This is a genomic window from Flavobacterium sp. UMI-01 (genome assembly GCF_019656315.1).
Classification (GTDB): Bacteria; Bacteroidota; Bacteroidia; order Flavobacteriales; family Flavobacteriaceae; genus Flavobacterium.
Genome location: NZ_BPLU01000069.1, coordinates 48145 through 64492, shown reverse-complemented (window position 1 = coordinate 64492; position 16348 = coordinate 48145). Strand labels below are relative to the sequence as shown.

At 32.9% G+C, this 16348-nt stretch carries 17 protein-coding genes; 14 read left to right on the top strand and 3 right to left on the bottom strand.

Annotation, left to right across the window (positions count from 1 at the left end):
* Nucleotides 1–351 precede the first annotated feature (351 nt).
* Nucleotides 352–1155 carry a DUF5677 domain-containing protein gene (locus tag K5R64_RS16055; RefSeq protein WP_220764887.1) on the top strand — a complete coding sequence of 268 codons (804 nt, stop codon included), beginning with the start codon at nucleotides 352–354 and terminating at the stop codon, nucleotides 1153–1155.
* 292 nt (nucleotides 1156–1447) lie between these two features.
* On the opposite strand, the gene K5R64_RS16050 is transcribed toward K5R64_RS16055, so the two are convergent.
* Nucleotides 1448–1978: a hypothetical protein gene (locus K5R64_RS16050; RefSeq protein ID WP_220764886.1), complete on the bottom strand. Its 531-nt coding sequence runs from the start codon at nucleotides 1976–1978 to the stop codon at nucleotides 1448–1450.
* Nucleotides 1979–2236: 258 nt separating this feature from the next.
* Between K5R64_RS16050 and K5R64_RS16045 the strand changes: the two genes are divergently transcribed.
* From K5R64_RS16045 to K5R64_RS17295, 10 genes are all read left to right on the top strand, one after another.
* Nucleotides 2237–3250 (top strand): protein-glutamine glutaminase family protein, encoded by a 1014-nt coding sequence (locus K5R64_RS16045; RefSeq protein ID WP_220764885.1) that lies wholly within the window; start codon nucleotides 2237–2239, stop codon nucleotides 3248–3250.
* A gap of 98 nt (nucleotides 3251–3348) precedes the next feature.
* On the top strand, nucleotides 3349–4185 hold the full coding sequence (locus K5R64_RS16040) for a hypothetical protein (RefSeq protein ID WP_220764884.1): 837 nt from the start codon (nucleotides 3349–3351) through the stop codon (nucleotides 4183–4185).
* Nucleotides 4186–4876: 691 nt separating this feature from the next.
* Nucleotides 4877–5779, top strand: a complete 903-nt coding sequence (gene cyoE, locus K5R64_RS16035; protein ID WP_220764948.1) for a heme o synthase — start codon at nucleotides 4877–4879, stop codon at nucleotides 5777–5779.
* A gap of 2 nt (nucleotides 5780–5781) precedes the next feature.
* Nucleotides 5782–6369, top strand: a complete 588-nt coding sequence (locus K5R64_RS16030; protein ID WP_220764882.1) for a cytochrome c oxidase subunit 3 — start codon at nucleotides 5782–5784, stop codon at nucleotides 6367–6369.
* 42 nt (nucleotides 6370–6411) lie between these two features.
* On the top strand, nucleotides 6412–7395 hold the full coding sequence (locus tag K5R64_RS16025; RefSeq protein ID WP_220764880.1) for a cytochrome c oxidase subunit 3: 984 nt from the start codon (nucleotides 6412–6414) through the stop codon (nucleotides 7393–7395).
* 22 nt (nucleotides 7396–7417) lie between these two features.
* Nucleotides 7418–7768 carry a cytochrome C oxidase subunit IV family protein gene (locus K5R64_RS16020; protein WP_220764879.1) on the top strand — a complete coding sequence of 117 codons (351 nt, stop codon included), beginning with the start codon at nucleotides 7418–7420 and terminating at the stop codon, nucleotides 7766–7768.
* Between the two features lie 178 nt (nucleotides 7769–7946).
* A complete protein-coding gene (locus tag K5R64_RS16015) occupies nucleotides 7947–8597 on the top strand; it encodes a hypothetical protein (RefSeq protein WP_220764878.1) in 651 nt (216 codons plus the stop codon).
* 1 nt (nucleotide 8598) lies between these two features.
* A complete protein-coding gene (locus K5R64_RS16010; RefSeq protein ID WP_220764877.1) occupies nucleotides 8599–9285 on the top strand; it encodes an SCO family protein in 687 nt (228 codons plus the stop codon).
* Nucleotides 9286–9293: 8 nt separating this feature from the next.
* Complete coding sequence (locus K5R64_RS16005; RefSeq protein ID WP_220764876.1) at nucleotides 9294–9836, top strand: DUF420 domain-containing protein; 543 nt, start codon at nucleotides 9294–9296, stop codon at nucleotides 9834–9836.
* A gap of 106 nt (nucleotides 9837–9942) precedes the next feature.
* Nucleotides 9943–10089, top strand: coding sequence for a hypothetical protein (locus K5R64_RS17295; protein WP_308443165.1), 147 nt, complete (start codon nucleotides 9943–9945; stop codon nucleotides 10087–10089).
* Between the two features lie 4 nt (nucleotides 10090–10093).
* On the opposite strand, the gene K5R64_RS15995 is transcribed toward K5R64_RS17295, so the two are convergent.
* Nucleotides 10094–11491 (bottom strand): DUF4403 family protein, encoded by a 1398-nt coding sequence (locus K5R64_RS15995; protein ID WP_220764874.1) that lies wholly within the window; start codon nucleotides 11489–11491, stop codon nucleotides 10094–10096.
* 614 nt (nucleotides 11492–12105) lie between these two features.
* Here K5R64_RS15995 and K5R64_RS15990 point away from each other — a divergent pair.
* From K5R64_RS15990 to tsaB, 3 genes are read left to right on the top strand one after another with little or no spacing between them, the layout of a single operon-like run.
* Nucleotides 12106–13479: a TolC family protein gene (locus K5R64_RS15990; protein ID WP_220764873.1), complete on the top strand. Its 1374-nt coding sequence runs from the start codon at nucleotides 12106–12108 to the stop codon at nucleotides 13477–13479.
* Between the two features lie 2 nt (nucleotides 13480–13481).
* Nucleotides 13482–14759, top strand: coding sequence for an efflux RND transporter periplasmic adaptor subunit (locus tag K5R64_RS15985; RefSeq protein WP_220764871.1), 1278 nt, complete (start codon nucleotides 13482–13484; stop codon nucleotides 14757–14759).
* Nucleotides 14760–14798: 39 nt separating this feature from the next.
* The gene (gene tsaB / locus K5R64_RS15980; protein ID WP_220764869.1) at nucleotides 14799–15467 is read left to right on the top strand and encodes a tRNA (adenosine(37)-N6)-threonylcarbamoyltransferase complex dimerization subunit type 1 TsaB; all 669 of its coding nucleotides are present in this window, start codon (nucleotides 14799–14801) and stop codon (nucleotides 15465–15467) included.
* A gap of 3 nt (nucleotides 15468–15470) precedes the next feature.
* On the opposite strand, the gene K5R64_RS15975 is transcribed toward tsaB, so the two are convergent.
* Entirely contained in the window at nucleotides 15471–16298 is an 828-nt protein-coding gene (locus K5R64_RS15975) for a mechanosensitive ion channel family protein (RefSeq protein ID WP_220764868.1), read from the bottom strand.
* Nucleotides 16299–16348 lie beyond the last annotated feature (50 nt).

Genomic DNA, 16348 nt, shown 5'->3' with positions numbered 1-16348 from the left:
AAAATAGAATTTATAGGTTATGAAATTTTTTAAGGAGCAGGATGAATCGTTATCTTAATAGCGTTTCGTCCTGCTCTTCGCTATATCTCTTGTATTGGCTATCACCATACAAGAGGATGCCGCTGCGATCAGGGCTAAAAATCACGTTTTTATTTTCATAATATCGTTTAGCAAAATATCTTACAAATACTGTTTTATTGTGCTTCGTTGTAAGAAAAAAAGAATATATTTGAAATTATAAATAATATGCAATTATAAATACAAAAAATTGCGCATAACATCCCATTTTAGAATAAAACTAGTATAGTTTATGCGCCTATAAAATAGTTATAGGCAATTTTAAAGAAACTTATGCCAACAAAGGAATTTAGAAAAATATTCAAAGATACTCATGATTCACTTCATGTGTCAATTTGTGAATTGACATTGAAAAAGAATGATGAATTTTATAAATTACTTCAGTCATACTACTCATTTATACATTCACGAACTCAAACTTTATTCTTACTTGTTCAAAATGATTGTCTTTGGGACGCAGATATTATTTTAAGACCAATTGCTGAATGCACCGTAAAATTTGCTTATGTTTCTTCTTTTGACGAAACTACCAGAATTGAAAAAGTTCGTGAATTTTGGGAAGATTTAGCAGAAATAAATAAACTAAAACAATCGAAACAAGCAAAACAGATTATTGAATTGACCAATATTGATTCTACTTTTTTAACAGACATTGTTTTAAACGATAACGACGAAATACTTTTGGCGGAAAAATGGACAAAACAAACTCGACAGAGAAAAGAACAACCTTGGTCATATAATGAAATGATAAAAACTATTTCAGTCAATTATGACTTCAAAGAAATATTAGGATTAGCAAGAAATTTTACTCAATCAAGTCATTTAATTCACGCAGATGAAACTGCTTTAGGAGTAATTTTAGATAGAGAAAATAATAGAACAGCAGAACAAAGAGAAGCTTTAATAAATCTTCACGAAGTTAGATTACTAAGCGATTGCATAGGTTTTTATTTTTGGTTAGTAAAAGTATCTTCTATGCTTTCCGATATTGAAGTAAAACCTGAATTAATCAAAAAAATAACTGATTTTGAGAATAGTAAATTGGAATTTAAATTATTGGAGAAAGTGATTGAATAAAAAACTGCCTATAACAGCCGTTTGGCGAGATTGGGGTTTTAGGCTGAATGGAAAGTTGGTTTTGTGCTTGAAAAATCTGTGTTTAACCGAAAAATAAGGCTTCCTTATCCCCCAACCTCGCCAAGCGCCAGAACGTTATATGATAGCATATCCAAAGAGACAGCTAAAGTAGAAGCGAGAAAAATATATGAAAATAAAATGATAACAGGATATTTATTTATTGACTTTGTTTTGATAATGGTGGCTATTATATTTTTAGCTGTGCGGCTTGTAATATTTATTGACAACTCCCCTACTTATGTGATACGGAAAGATGAATATGGCAATCGCACTTATTGGAATCTTGATGGAACAGAGATAAAAGGGTGGAGACGAAAAAAGTCAAAATAGCAACAAACCAAACAGCTTTTTGAAGAAAATCTTTTATATGTGTATTTCTTAAGTCTTTGATTATACCTCCGTTTTTTACTAAAATAAGACCCTCATAAGAAATGAGATATTTTGGATTAATGGGATTAGTTCTATCAACAATAATGAGATTTTTACTTTCTAAATATAGTGTCGCATTTCTAAAATACAGGCGTTCTTTATCTTTTGGGATAAAATCTTTAGGTGTGTAGATTTTACCAAAAATTTCAATATCTACTAAATTATTACAAACTATTGGAGCGACATAATCTTCATTTTGAAATTCAGGTTCTTTCGCTAATTGATTTAATATATCATCAGAAAACAAAAACTTTTCTTCGTCTAATGCAAACCAACGTATTAATAAAAACGGGAACTTTGTTGAAAATTTAAAAACTGGTATTATCTTGAACATAAATAGAAAATTGAAAACCAAAAGTAAGAAAAAAATTTATAAATTGCGGAATAGATAAAAAAGCCATCATATAACAGCAGTTACACAAAAGTGGCGGATGGTTTTGTACTTGAAAAGATTTGGCGCAAAAACAAAATTATTAACAGTCAGCAAACATAAGGCTCAATTGCGCCACCTTCGTGTAGCGTCAGAACGTTAGGCGCAATTTTGACACAAATCGGGAGAATTTACTATCAACAAATATTTAATAACATAAAAATGAAAAAAACAATAGCACATTCAATTTTAATTTTGGTTTCTTTTTTTATAACACAAAATGTAAAATCCCAAACACTTTTTAATGTAAATGAATATAAAGTTGATTTAAAAAAATATCCTGTATATAATCAAAGTCAAATAAATTCAGCCATTGAAAGCGTAAAATCAAGTGAGTATTTTGACTATCATTACTTAAATTCTGGTTGTAATTTTAAATCACATTATCTAAGCATTTGGCTCAAGAAAAAATTAAATATAGAAACTTTTAAGGTTTGGAATTTTTCCAAAAGTAATTATTACTATTCCGGTTCTAATGAAAGACTTATTGTTGATGATCCTAATAAATTGACGGAGAGTGGAAAAGTTAATTGGGGTTTTCACGTTGCAGTTGGGGTTCTAGTTTCCAAAAGCGTAAAAAATCAAACAACGATAGATACACTTATTATTGATTTACCTAACAATGATAGAGAAGCTATACCTCTAAAATATTGGTTAGCATCACAAAATCAAACAAATTCATACTATACTTTTACCGACAAAAAATTCTGTAATTTTGAATCAATCGTTGCTGGCATCCAAAATAACCAATCGGGTCAATTTGAAAAACTTATAAATTCTTACAATATTTTTGCAGGTAGATTTTGGGATGACAATTTTGTGGTTCAAAAAAATGGATTATTAGCTTTATCATTAGCAACCGACATAGTTGTAATGAAATATTATAATGAAATTGTTTTAGAAGATAATCTAATTAACCAAATGGTAAGTGCGCAATCCCAAAAAGAACCTCAAATACGAATAAAGTTAAAAGCGAAAGGAAAAAATGAACAAGAAATTGAAGAAGAAATTACAAGATCAAGAAAAGAATCAGGTATTGCAATAAAAGAAAGACGGCTTTCTTTAACTAGTCCAATTGCAGATTATAACAACCTCCAACTCCCTGAATCATACAAAAATCAATTGGCAGATTTGACAATTAAAATACAAAGACATATAGACGACTTAATAAAGTAAAACAGCAAATAGAAATAACTCATAGCAAATACTTCACTTTGACTTAATGGTTACAAGCGTAGTAAATTAAACATTGAATAACTAAAACTAATAATTTTATGAAAACTTTTTATTATATTTTATTGAGTAGTCTAATATTCAATTTCTCCTTTGGACAAGGTTTCGAGAAAGCAAGAAGAATAAATTATGTCAACACTACAGATTCTTTAAATAAAGAAAAAAAAGGTTTAAATTTTCTTTTTAACTCTGATGATGAAAAAACAAAGACAGATGAACTTGGATCAGGTGCTGAATTTTTCCAACAACTTGGTTTAAATCTCACTAATACAGTTCCCAGAATAAGTATCAAAGCTGTTAAACTTTATGCAAAAGTTGGGAAAAACAAATTTATTGATTTTTATATCCTATCATCTATTCCTACTATTTCAGCAAGTCCATCAGATTCAATAAAAAATTTAGGTAACGAATTACAAAGTTTGTATGGTGGATTATTAAACTCGTATTTTTCTAAAACTTGGTACTTTAATAAAGAAACAGATTATCAAACTAGAGGATTACAAATTGATTTAAAAGGAGGTTATAAACTAACAGAAAGTTCTAAAAATTCAGGCACAAAAAATGTTTATTTGCATTCAGGTCAACTTGCTTCAGAAATTCGCTTTTTAGTTCCTCTTTTTGGTAATCCAAATGACACAAACCTTGCTGGACTGACTCAAATAAAATTATTTGGTCAAGCACTTTACAATAGTAGTTCTGATTATGATAATTTTTTCATTTCCGCAGATGGTACCAAACCGAATAACTTTTTATATTCATCAACCATTGAAGGTAGCGTACACATTTTTAATCAATTTTATATTTCTGGAGGCTATTCTTTTTGTTCAATAAAAACAATAGATGATTTAGGGTATTTTAAATTAACTTATAGCAAATAAAAACTGTGCCTAACACACGTAACCGTTGCACAACCCTTTCAAAGAAATAAATTTTCATAAGAATCATAAAAAACAACCTCGTTTAAACACATTTAAACGAGGTTTATTTTTGTTTGTAAGTTAGAGGCTTTAAAAAATGAGAGGCTTAAATTCGAGTATTTCAAGTTATAGAAAGCAGTTTTTAGAGAGGTTGGTACTTTTACTTGTAGTTCACTTATAACTCCAGCTTTTATTTTCGTTTTTCGGCTGATTAATTTCAGGCATTTCTTCAAATTGTAGGTCAAGGTTGCCCCTAGCTAGCACTCAATGTCATTAAGTTAAGCGTTTTTTGTGTCATTTCGACGAAGGAGAAATCACATAACGTGAGCAACTACTGTGATTCCTCCTTCGTCGGAATGACAAAACGGGATGTTTTTTTCTTAACTTAATGGCATCTGATGCTCATCTACAACTAGTACCTACTTATAAATGGAAAACAAATTGTAGCGTTTGAAACGCGATTGAAATGAAAATAAACGTCGTTACTAATGTAAATTTTTTAGACTAGATTGCCAATTCTCATTTTAATCATTCCTTTCGTCTAGTTTTTTTTGATTTTTATTAAAAAACATTTTTTATGAATAGTTTTTTGCCAAATCCCTTTTGTTAAGTTACTTTTGCACCAGTTTTATAAAACTTAATGAAAACGGCATTGAATACGGCTACAAATACATTTTCCCTTAAAACGGTTTTTACGGATTTTAAAGAAATCACTAAAGCAGGATTGGCTATTAGTGTTTTGTTTTCTTCGATTGCGGGTTATCTTTTGGGATTCAATGAAGAGCATCCTTTTCAATGGTCGGTTTTGATTATGCTTTGCATTGGTGGTTACTGTATGGTGGGGGCTTCCAATGCTTACAATCAGGTGATTGAAAAGGATATTGACAAATTAATGGATCGAACTAAAAATCGTCCAGTTCCTTCGGGAAGAATGTCTTCAAGAAACGCTTTGATTCTCGCTACTTTGCTTACTTTGATAGGTTTGTCATTGTTGTATATGATTAATCCAAAGTCGGCTATGTTTGGTGCGATTTCAATTTTTTTATATACCAGTGTTTATACACCTTTGAAAACTGTGACTTCGTTGTCGGTTTTTGTGGGAGCTTTTCCAGGAGCGATTCCGTTTATGTTGGGCTGGGTAGCGGCTACGGGTGATTTTGGCATTGAAGCGGGGACTTTGTTCTTGATTCAGTTTTTTTGGCAATTTCCGCATTTTTGGGCTATCGGTTGGTTTTTGTATGAAGACTATGAAAAAGCAGGTATTTTTATGTTGCCTACAGGTAAAAAAGATAAAGGTACTGCTTTGCAAGTTATTTTATATACCGTTTGGTTGTTGATAGCTTCCTTATTGCCTGCATTAGGTTACACAGGACAATTGTATATCGGGTTGTTTGCTACTATAATTGTGTTTTTGTTGGGTTTTTGGATGCTATATTACGCTGTTCGATTGTATAAGTTAAGAACTGCCAAAGCTGCTAGAACCTTAATGTTAGTAAGTGTTTCTTATATTTCGTTGTTGCAATTAGTATATATATTAGATAAATTTTTAAGATAGTTATGGAAATGTCAATGACAAGAGAAGAACATCAGTTGAGAACTGCGCGTTCACAAAAAATGATTTTGTTGTTTGCAATCATTAGTATGGTGATGATGTTTGCCGGACTTACCAGTGCTTTTATTGTAAGTAAGTCTAGAGTAGATTGGTTAAAAGATTTTAATTTTCCATCTGCTTTTTTTGCGAGTACTGCCGTGATTGTGGCGTGTAGTATTGCCATTCATTTGGCTAAAAAAGCCATTCAAAAAAACAACCGAGCACACACTACGGCTTATTTGTGTGCAACATTAGTATTAGGATTGTTGTTTGTTGTGTTGCAATTTGCTGGGTTTTCACAATTAATCGCTATGGGGTATTATCCTACGGGAGCTTCAAGCGTGATTACTACAACTTTTTTGTATGTTATTGCGGTTGTGCATTTGCTACACCTTGCAGGTGGTGTAATTTCATTATTAATTGTAATTTATAATCATTTTAAACAAAAGTACAATTCAACTCAAACTCTTGGAATAGAACTAGCTGCGATGTATTGGCATTTTTTAGATTTATTGTGGGTGTGTTTATTTGTATTTTTATATTTCTTTAAATAAGAAAAAAACGTAAATTTGGAAACTTTTTAACGAATAACTTTTATGGAAGCGACAGTTACTACTGCAAATAGTCAAGACAAAACTTGGGGAGGCGGCGCAAATGAGCCAATGGGAGCCAGTTATGGTAAATTAATGATGTGGTTTTTCATCCTATCAGATGCTTTAACTTTTTCTGGATTTTTAGGTGCCTACGGTTTTTCTAGATTTAAATTTATTGAAACTTGGCCATTGGCCGATGAGGTGTTTACACACTTTCCATTTATGCATGGAGTATCTGCTCCTATGTATTATGTAGCATTAATGACTTTTATTTTGATTTTCTCTTCTGTAACAATGGTTTTGGCTGTTGATGCAGGTCATCAAATGAAAAAGACTAAAGTGGCTATTTATATGTTTTTAACCATTATTGGTGGTTTGATATTCGTAGGTTCACAAGCTTGGGAATGGAAAAACTTTATCAAAGGGGAATATGGTGCTGTTGAAACAACTGGTGGAAGCATATTGCAGTTTGTTGACAAAGACGGTAAACGTGTTGCTCTAGCTGATTTTGCAGCGAATTTAAAAGAAGACAGAGAAGAATTAAAACGCAATAAAGCAACTTGGTTTATGAGTGAAGGAAGTTTGCCTTCTTATTCAGTTGCTGAGGTTCAAGCTGGATTTAAAGCAAATCCTAATTTATTGATTAGAACAGAGCTTATCAATCCTGAAACAAAACAAAAAGTAGTTCTTACAAGAGCTGAATCTGAAGCTCGTTTGGCTCAAGCTAAATATGTAGTTGAGGGAGCAAACTTAATTAGAAATGAGTACGGAAGTAAATTGTTCGCGGATTTCTTCTTCTTTATTACTGGTTTCCACGGTTTCCACGTATTCTCAGGAGTTGTTATTAACATTATCATTTTCTTTAATGTATTGTTAGGAACTTATGAAAAACGTAAGAGCTATGAAATGGTAGAAAAAGTTGGATTGTACTGGCACTTCGTAGATTTAGTTTGGGTATTTGTATTTACAGTTTTCTATCTAGTTTAATTTTATCAAAAAAAATAATATTATGTCACACGCACATGAATCTAATACAGGGAAAATCTGGAAAGTTTTCGGGATATTGTCTGTTGTAACTATTATAGAGGTGATTTTGGGTATTTACAAACCTGATGGTTTATATTTTTCTCACTTCTTAGGATTAAATCTTTTAAACTGGATTTTCTATATTCTTACTGTTTTTAAGGCTTATTACATTGTATGGTCATTTATGCACATGGAAGGTGAAACGTCATGGTTGAGAAATTCAGTAGTAATCCCTTTGATTTTTCTGGTTTTGTATTTACTTTTTATCCTTTTGACTGAAGGGGATTATATTTATGGGGTTTTTAAGGATTCTACCATTAAGTGGAATTTTTAACACTATATTAATTCAAACTAAAGGTATTCGTTTTTTCGGATACCTTTTTTTTTGCTTACTTTTGTCGTGGCAAATGCAAAAGCTTTTATAGCTGTGAATTGGCGGAGCAATCTGTGTTTGGATTTTTTAACTCATGTTTTTGAACTGTTACTTTCTCCCTTTTTAAAGATTACTTTCAATGAAAAAAAACTTAGTTCTTTTTACACTTTTTATTTTACCAATTGTAGCCTACCTTTTTTTTGCTTCGGGAGTTAATAGTTTTACTAAATTGCCTGTGGTGAGTCCTGCTGTTCCTGATTTTGGCAATTGGACTTCATTAACTGGTGAGCAAGTAAAATTGGAAAACAAAATAACTATTTTGGGTTTTGGTGGAAGTGAGATTTTGAAGAATAGAGGAAATCTTTTTAATCTAAACGAAAAAATTTACCAACGCTACCATACTTTTGAGGATTTGCAATTTGTAATGATTTGCCCATTAGGAACCGAAGAGGATGTGAAGAAAATAATGGATGCTCTGGATGAATTTACAGATGTGTCTCATTGGAATTTTTTGTTCACCACTCCGGAGAATATTCATAATTATTACAATCAATTGCATTTAAAAGGAAGTTTGGATAAGTATGCCGGTACGCCAAATGTGTATATCGTTGACAAAGCAAGAAATATTAGGGGTAGAAAAGATGCTGAGGAATACAAGGAGGGGTACAATACTTTTCATCCAGCTGATTTGAGTAACGAAATGTTAGACGATTTTAAAGTAATTCTTTATGAGTACCGTGCTGCCCTGAAAAAGAATAATAACGCTTCTAAGCCACTTTTAAAGCAATAGTATGTTTAAAAACAAATCCTATATTGGAATTTCATTCATTATTTTGATTTTTGGTATTTACGCTGTGCCAAAGATTGTAGAACGCCTTCAAACAGGTGGTGTTGTCAAAGGTGGTCGTTTGGATAAAGTTGACACAACGTCAAATGCTGATGAAAAATTGGTAGCTATAGGTCCTGCGCCAAAATTCGATTTGGTCAATCAAAACAATGTTCCTATTTCTAATGAAAGCTATAAAGGAAAAGTGTACGTGTTGGAATTTTTCTTTACCACCTGTCCTTCGATTTGTCCCAAAATGAATCAAAATATGATGCTTATCGAAAAAAAGTTTTTTGGTAATCCCAATTTTGGTATTGCTTCAATTACGATTGATCCCTCACATGATACGGTTGCTGTTTTAAAAAATCATTATGAATTGCTGGGTATTCAATCTTCCAATTGGCATTTTTTGACTGGGGATAAAGAAGCTATTATGGCTTTGGCAAATAAAGGTTTTAATCTGTATGCTGCCGAGAATGAAAAAATTGCAGGTGGTTTTGAGCATTCAGGGCTTTTTGCTTTGATAGACAAAAACGGAATGATTCGTTGTAGAAAAGACGAATTTGGTAATCCCATATTGTATTATGACGGTTTAGATAAAAATGGAATAAGAGATTTGCAACAAGATATTAGTATCCTTTTACGAGAATAGAAATTAAAATGAAAAATCAAGATTTAGAACAAAAATACAATAAGTGGATTGTCATCCTCTCTGTTGCCATTCCGTTAGTAGTAGCTTTATTGTTTGGAGTTAATTTGCGTAAACTAGGCTTTGATGTTGAGCCTCTTTCATTTCTGCCACCTATTTACGCGACTATCAATGGGTTTACAGCTATCCTTTTAATAGCGGCTGTAATGGCTATAAAAAATGGAAAGGTAGGATTACATGAAAATTTGATGAAAACAGCTATAGGATGCTCAATAGCCTTTTTGGGAATGTATGTAGCCTATCACATGACTTCGGATTCTACTAAATTTGGAGGAGAAGGATTTATTAAATATCTGTATTATTTTATTTTGATTACACACATTATTTTGTCTATTGCTATCATTCCATTGGTACTTATAACTTATGTAAGAGCTTTGGCAAAAGTTTTTGACAAGCATAAAAAAATAGCCAAAATTACCTTTCCAATATGGTTGTATGTGGCCGTTACAGGAGTAATAGTTTATTTAATGATAGCTCCGTATTATGTGCACTAAAGTTAGAAGTCAAAAGTCAGGAATTAGAACTGAAAAGGGCATAGTTAAGATTCTATTTTTTATTTTCTGTTTTCTATTTTCGGTCGGAGTTAGTGCCCAATGCGCCATGTGTAGAGCTTCTTTAGGTGGAGATGCAAATAAAGCGCAAGCCGAGGCTGTAAATGACGGAATCGTCTATTTGATGGTTATTCCGTATTTGTTAGTTGCAGGTATTGGTTATGTGATTTACAAAATGCGTAAAGGGAAAAAATAGCATTTTATTTTAACCCATTAATAGTTACTTCTACTGTGCCATTGATTTTTAAATTTGCCAAAATAGCGTTGTTTGTTAGTTGAATTTTTTCGAAACTCATAGTGCCTATTTTACCATTAACGAACACACCTGGTATAGGCGAATAATTTGTTAAGTAATTCAGAATTGTTTTTTTGCCTTCGTCTAAATTAGGTTTGATAGAGTACCTGCAATTTTCTTGAATTCTCTTTAATATTAGGCCTTGTGCTAGCCAATTGGCAGTTCTCATCAAGCGACTTTTGGTGTCCAAAACGTAATTTAAATCATCAAAATAGATTTCTTTTTTCTGTTCGTCGTATTTTGGAAATCCAGTCAAATAAATAGTCCCATTAACAGCACCTTGTGTGTCTAAGGCAATGACCATTTTGTTGTTTTTATGCCAAAGTGTTACATTTTGTACTTTTATTTTTTTACTTCCTGAACCAAACTCTTGTCCTTGGAAATTTTTAGTGATGATTTTTGAAGCACTATGATAACTTGAAACCGCAATAATGTTTGTTGTGATTTGGTTGGGTATTTTAGTAACGGGTTTAAGAACTATTTTATGGGAATCGAAAATAGATTCTGGTCGTGTGCCAATATGTGTTTCCATCAGGCATTTTAAGCCCATGTCAATTTGAACACTTTCTTTCTTTAATTTTAAATCGCTGGCATACAATTCTACAGGATTGATGCGGAGCCAACTTTCGTAAGCTTCATTGATTTGAAAAGGTTGACTTATTTTTTCTAATGCAGTCAAAACATTTGGTTTAAAATCCGTTGATTTTTCGATGGCTTCATCAATTTTAGTTTCAATTTTGGATTTAAATAATTTTATAGCAGGATTTATGACGTACGTTATTGGTAGGTTACGTCCCATAATAAGCATGGTGGGTGATTCGTTCCAATCCAATGACTTTATTTCGGTTTTGGTTTTGAATTTCCAATTGCTTAACGAAAAATTACTGGATAGCGTCAAAATGCCGTTGAGGTGAAATTCACGAACATCATACATTTCAATTCCCATTTTCTTTGTGCCTATTCGATACTTTATGAATGTTTTTAAAGGTAAAACAGTAATAATTTTGTTGTTTTCGTTCCGAACTTTAATAGGAGCCAATTTCCAAATTTTCATTTCGATATCGTCATCTTCAATTGTAGCATCATCATAAATGAGTTCGTTTAGTAGTGCATTGGTTTTGTTTTCGATGTCTTGCATTTGGATAGTGACAGGTAAGTTGAGGAACGAGGGGCTGGTTTCGTACACTATCGGGGAGGCATCATCAGCTTCTGGTTTTAAAGCATTTATTTGTTGTAGGTTGCTACAAGAAGTGAAAGTTAGTGTCGCAATGATGATGAAGTAATGGTAATTTTTTGGGAACATCTATAAATAATTTGAAACAAAAGTAATTATTTATTGCTTTTATTGTGGTGTTAATTGGGAAACTATTTGTCGCTATTTAATGGAAGGGTTGAAAATGTTGTTAAGGTAAATTCTCATGTTTTCTAAAAAAGCATTTCTTTTTATTTTATAACAAAACATATTGGTTTTGTTGATTTTAAGGTGTTTAATATTGGTTTTTTGTTATTGGTCGATTAAAAGTAATTTTTTGTCGATTAAGACGGTTTTTCTTTCAAAATTTAATTTGTGTTTAAGGAAAGGATTGTTAATCTTTGTCTTATTTTTCTTCATCAAAAGGGATTAGATATGCTCGATTATTTATATTTTTTTGTATATAATAGCTGCTGTGTTTTTTATTAGCGCTTCTAAATATTTTAAAACCATTTTGAATTAGTAAGCATTAAATGTTCTGTTTGTTATTTTAAACTAAAGAATGTTTAATTGGTTTTAACTTCCGCATTGTTAGTGCGGAAGTTTTTTTTTGACTTCTATCTGAAATGGGAATTGTATAGGTTAAAATTTTACTTAACCTAAATTTCTCCCATCTAAAATCGTTACTTTTGTAAGGAAACCTTAGTTCCTTTTGATTGTATTTTATGAAAATAGTAATAGGTGTTACTTTCTTTTATTTTGTTTTTCTAAGCCATTGGGCGACCGCTCAAGTCAAAAAGTGGACTTTGGAAGATTGTGTGCGTTATGCCATGCAGAAAAATATTTCGATTCAATTATCTGCTTTAGAAACACAAGCCGCTGCCATTGATACCAAACAAGCTTTTGGGAATTTTTTGCCAACAGTCAATGCTGCCAGTTCTCATTCCTGGAATATAGGTTTGAATCAAGATATTACCACTGGGATTTTGCAGAACAAAACAACTCAGTTTAGTTCAGCAAGTGGAACTATTGGGGTTGACTTATATAAAGGATTACAAAATCAAAATGCTTTGCGCAAAGCGAATCTCGCTAAAGTAGCTGCACGCTATCAACTGCAAAAAATGAAAGAAGATGTGGCTTTAAATGTCGCCAATGCTTATTTGCAGGTGCTTTTTAATATTGAAAATGTTAAGGTTCAAAAAGAGCAATTGAAAATTGATGAGCAACAATATGCGCGAACTCAGGAATTGGTTAAGGCAGGAACCATTCCTCGAGGAGATTTGTTGGATAGTAAAGCAACACTGGCTTTGGATGGTCAAAAAATTGTGAATGCTACCAATTTGTTGGAAATTTCAAAATTGAGTTTGGCTCAGCTTTTACAATTAACCGACTTTAAAAATTTTGAAATAGCTGCTGAAGCTCCGATGAGTTTACAATCAGAAGTGTTGAAAGAAACTCCTGAATCCGTTTTGGAGGTGGCAAAGCAACAACGTGTCGAACTAAAATTAGCTCAAACTAATCTGGAAATTGCTGAAAAAAATATTCAAATCGCCAAAGGCAATCTGCAGCCTAGCTTAAGAGGTTTTTACAATTTTAATACCCGAATTTCCTATGCCGATATTGCGCTTAGGGATTCAAATGGTGCTGTAATAGGGGTGCAAGGCGCGCCACCATTTTGGGAACAATTTAATGATAACAAAGGGCAGTCTTTTGGCGCACAATTGAACATTCCCATTTTTAACGGGTTTTCGGCTCGTAATGCCATCAGCCGTTCGAAAGTGGAATTTGAAAAATCCAAAATTGCTCTGGAGCAACAAAATTTAGATTTGGAACGCAATGTATATACTGCGTTTACTGATGCCAAAGGAGCCTTGCAAGCGTACGAGTCTGCTTTAGAATCCTTATTCGCAAGAGAGGAATCCTACCGTTATGCCAAGGAAAAATTTGAAGTGGGTTTGATGAATTCTTTCGATTTAAGTCAGTCGCAACTTTTGTTATCGAATGCGCAATCCGAGGTTTTGCGTACTAAATATGATGCTATTTTTAAAATTAAGATATTGGAATTTTATTTTGGGATTCCAATTGTTAAACAGAAATAAATATGTCAAATAAAAGAACTTATTATTTAGTAGCTCTTGCTTTAGTGTTGATTGGCGTTTTGCTAGTGCTTGTTAAAAAAGGCGTGCTAGGCAATCGCAATGAAGGTAAGGAAGTTGAAGTGGCTATGGTAAGGCAAAGTACTATTGTAGAAACTGTTTCGGCTACTGGAAAAATTCAACCTGAAATTGAGGTGAAAATTGCGTCAATGGTATCGGGTGAAATTACGGCCTTACCTGTAAAAGAAGGGCAAGTGGTTCAAAAAGGAGATTTGTTAGTAAGAATCAATCCGGATTTATACACTTCTAATTTAGACCGCACTAAGGCCGGATTGTCAAGTTCTAAATTTAATTTGGCTCAAGCCGAAGCACAGTTTAAAGAGTCTAAATTGAACTATGAACGAAATAAAACCCTATTTGAAAAAGGTATTATTTCAAAAGCTGATTGGGACAAGTCTGTAGCTGCTTTTGAAGTAGCTAAGGCCGCAAGACAAGCTTCTTATTTTAATGTTCAAAGTGCTTTAGCATCTGTGAATGAAGCTCAGGACAACTTGGGTCGTACCTTGATATATGCTCCTGCTGGAGGAACCATTTCGGCATTGAATGTTGAATTAGGAGAGCGGGTTTTGGGTACGCAACAAATGGCTGGAACCGAGATTTTGCGAATAGCCAACTTAAATCAGATGGAAGTAGAGGTTGATGTAAACGAAAATGATATTGTTAAAATTAAGGAAGGAGATGGGGCGACAATTGAAGTTGATGCTTATTTAAAAAAGAAATTTAAAGGAATTGTGACTAGTATCTCAAATTCAGCAAGTAATGAGTTGCAAGCCGATCAGGTTACTAATTTTAAGGTCAAGGTGCGTATCTTAAAAGAATCCTATCAAGATTTGCTTGTAGGTAAACCAGCTAATTATTCTCCTTTCAGACCAGGAATGACGGCGACTGTGGATATCATTACCAAAACGAAATCCAATGTCCTAAATGTGCCTATCAGTGCGATAGTTGTAAAGGCAGATACTGCTAGAACTACTGAAAAAGAAGATGTAGAAGTTGAAAATTTGGTCAAAAGAGATAAAAAATGGGAATGTGTGTTTGTAAAAGTGGGAGATAAAGCTAAAATTAAAATTGTGAAAACAGGAATCCAAGACGATTCGAATATCGAAATTATTAGTGGTCTTTCTAAAAATGATAACATAATCACAGGTCCTTATACAACGGTTTCTAAAGAGTTGAATTCAGGAGACAAAGTAGTTGTTAAAAAGGAGAAAGAAAGTAAATAGAATTATATTTGCAGTGCTATTTGTAAAAAAAAAATCAAGATGAGTTTTATTTTAAATATTGAAACAGCTACTAAAAATTGCTCAGTTGCTCTTGCTAAAGACGGTCAAACCATCGTTTGTCTTGAAGTTGCAGAAGAAGGTTATTCTCATGCCGAAAAACTACATGTTTTGATAGAGCAGGTTTTACAAAAAGCAGGCATAACTTTTCATGATTTGGTGGCGATTGCTGTAAGCCAAGGTCCTGGTTCTTATACGGGATTGCGCATTGGAGTTTCAGCAGCCAAAGGGTTGTGTTATGCCTTAAATATCCCGTTGCTAGCAATTGACACCTTACAATCTCTTGCATCCCAAGCCAAAATTACTGAAGGTATAGTAATTCCCATGCTTGATGCGCGTAGGATGGAAGTTTACAGTGCTATTTTCTCAGCGGATGGAAAGCGTTTGCGTGAAACCCAAGCAGAAATCATTACTGATAATTCCTTTGCTGATTGTACAATGCCTGTTTATTTTGTAGGAGATTGTGCTGCTAAATGCAAACCCTTGCTACAGCAGTACAATTTTATTTTTTTAGAGAACAGTTTTTTTCCATCAGCAAATGAAATGAGTGCATTAAGTTTTGATGCTTTCCAAAAAAAGGAATTTGTTGATGTGGCTTATTTTGAGCCATTTTACCTAAAAGATTTTATTGTGACGGCCTCAAAAAAATAATAGCTAATCTTTATCAGCTGATTTTTCTTTGACATAAGGTTGAATTACAATTCCTGCTTTGTCAAAAGCGGTTTTGCAATTTTCTAACACTTCGGTAAATACACTTCCAAAGTTTTCATTAGTGGCCCACGGTCTTACAGCTAGTTCAATAGCGCTATCTGTTAGATTTCTGACAAAAACTTCTGGTTTAGGGTTTTGGAGTACTTTGGGGTTGTCGTTTAGTAATTCTATAATAATTTCCTTGGCGCGTTTGATGTCAGAATCATAAGATATTGAAAAAGTGAGATCTGCTCTTCGATTTCCTAGCATAGAATAATTAGTAATAATCCCGTTGGATAAAATGCCATTCGGTATAAAAACGACTTGGTTATTAGCGGTAATCAATTTGGTTACAAAAATTTGGATTTCACTCACTGTAGCAACCATTCCTTGGGCTTCTATCAAGTCACCATCTTTGAAAGGTTTGAAAAGAATAATCAACATTCCGCCTGCAAAATTGGATAACGACCCTTGTAAAGATAAGCCTACTGCAAGGCCCATAGCTCCTAATATGGCAACAAAAGAAGAGGTCTCAATGCCTAATTTAGAAATAAAGGTAACAAACAACAAAATGCGCAATCCCCAAAGTAAAATGTCTCCTAAAAATTGGGTTAGCGTTACTTCAAATTTTCTTTTCAGCATTATTTTTCGAACCAAACGATTGATGACTCTTATAGCGTAAAGTCCGATGAATAGAATTAAGAAAGCCGAGATGACTCTTGGGGAGTAGGCTAGAATTTCTTGGATTAAATTATTGCCGTATTGCGTGATGTATTTTGGATCTAAATTCATAATAAAAAATAATAAAAAACCCTCTACAAGAGAAGGTTTTGGGTTTGGGA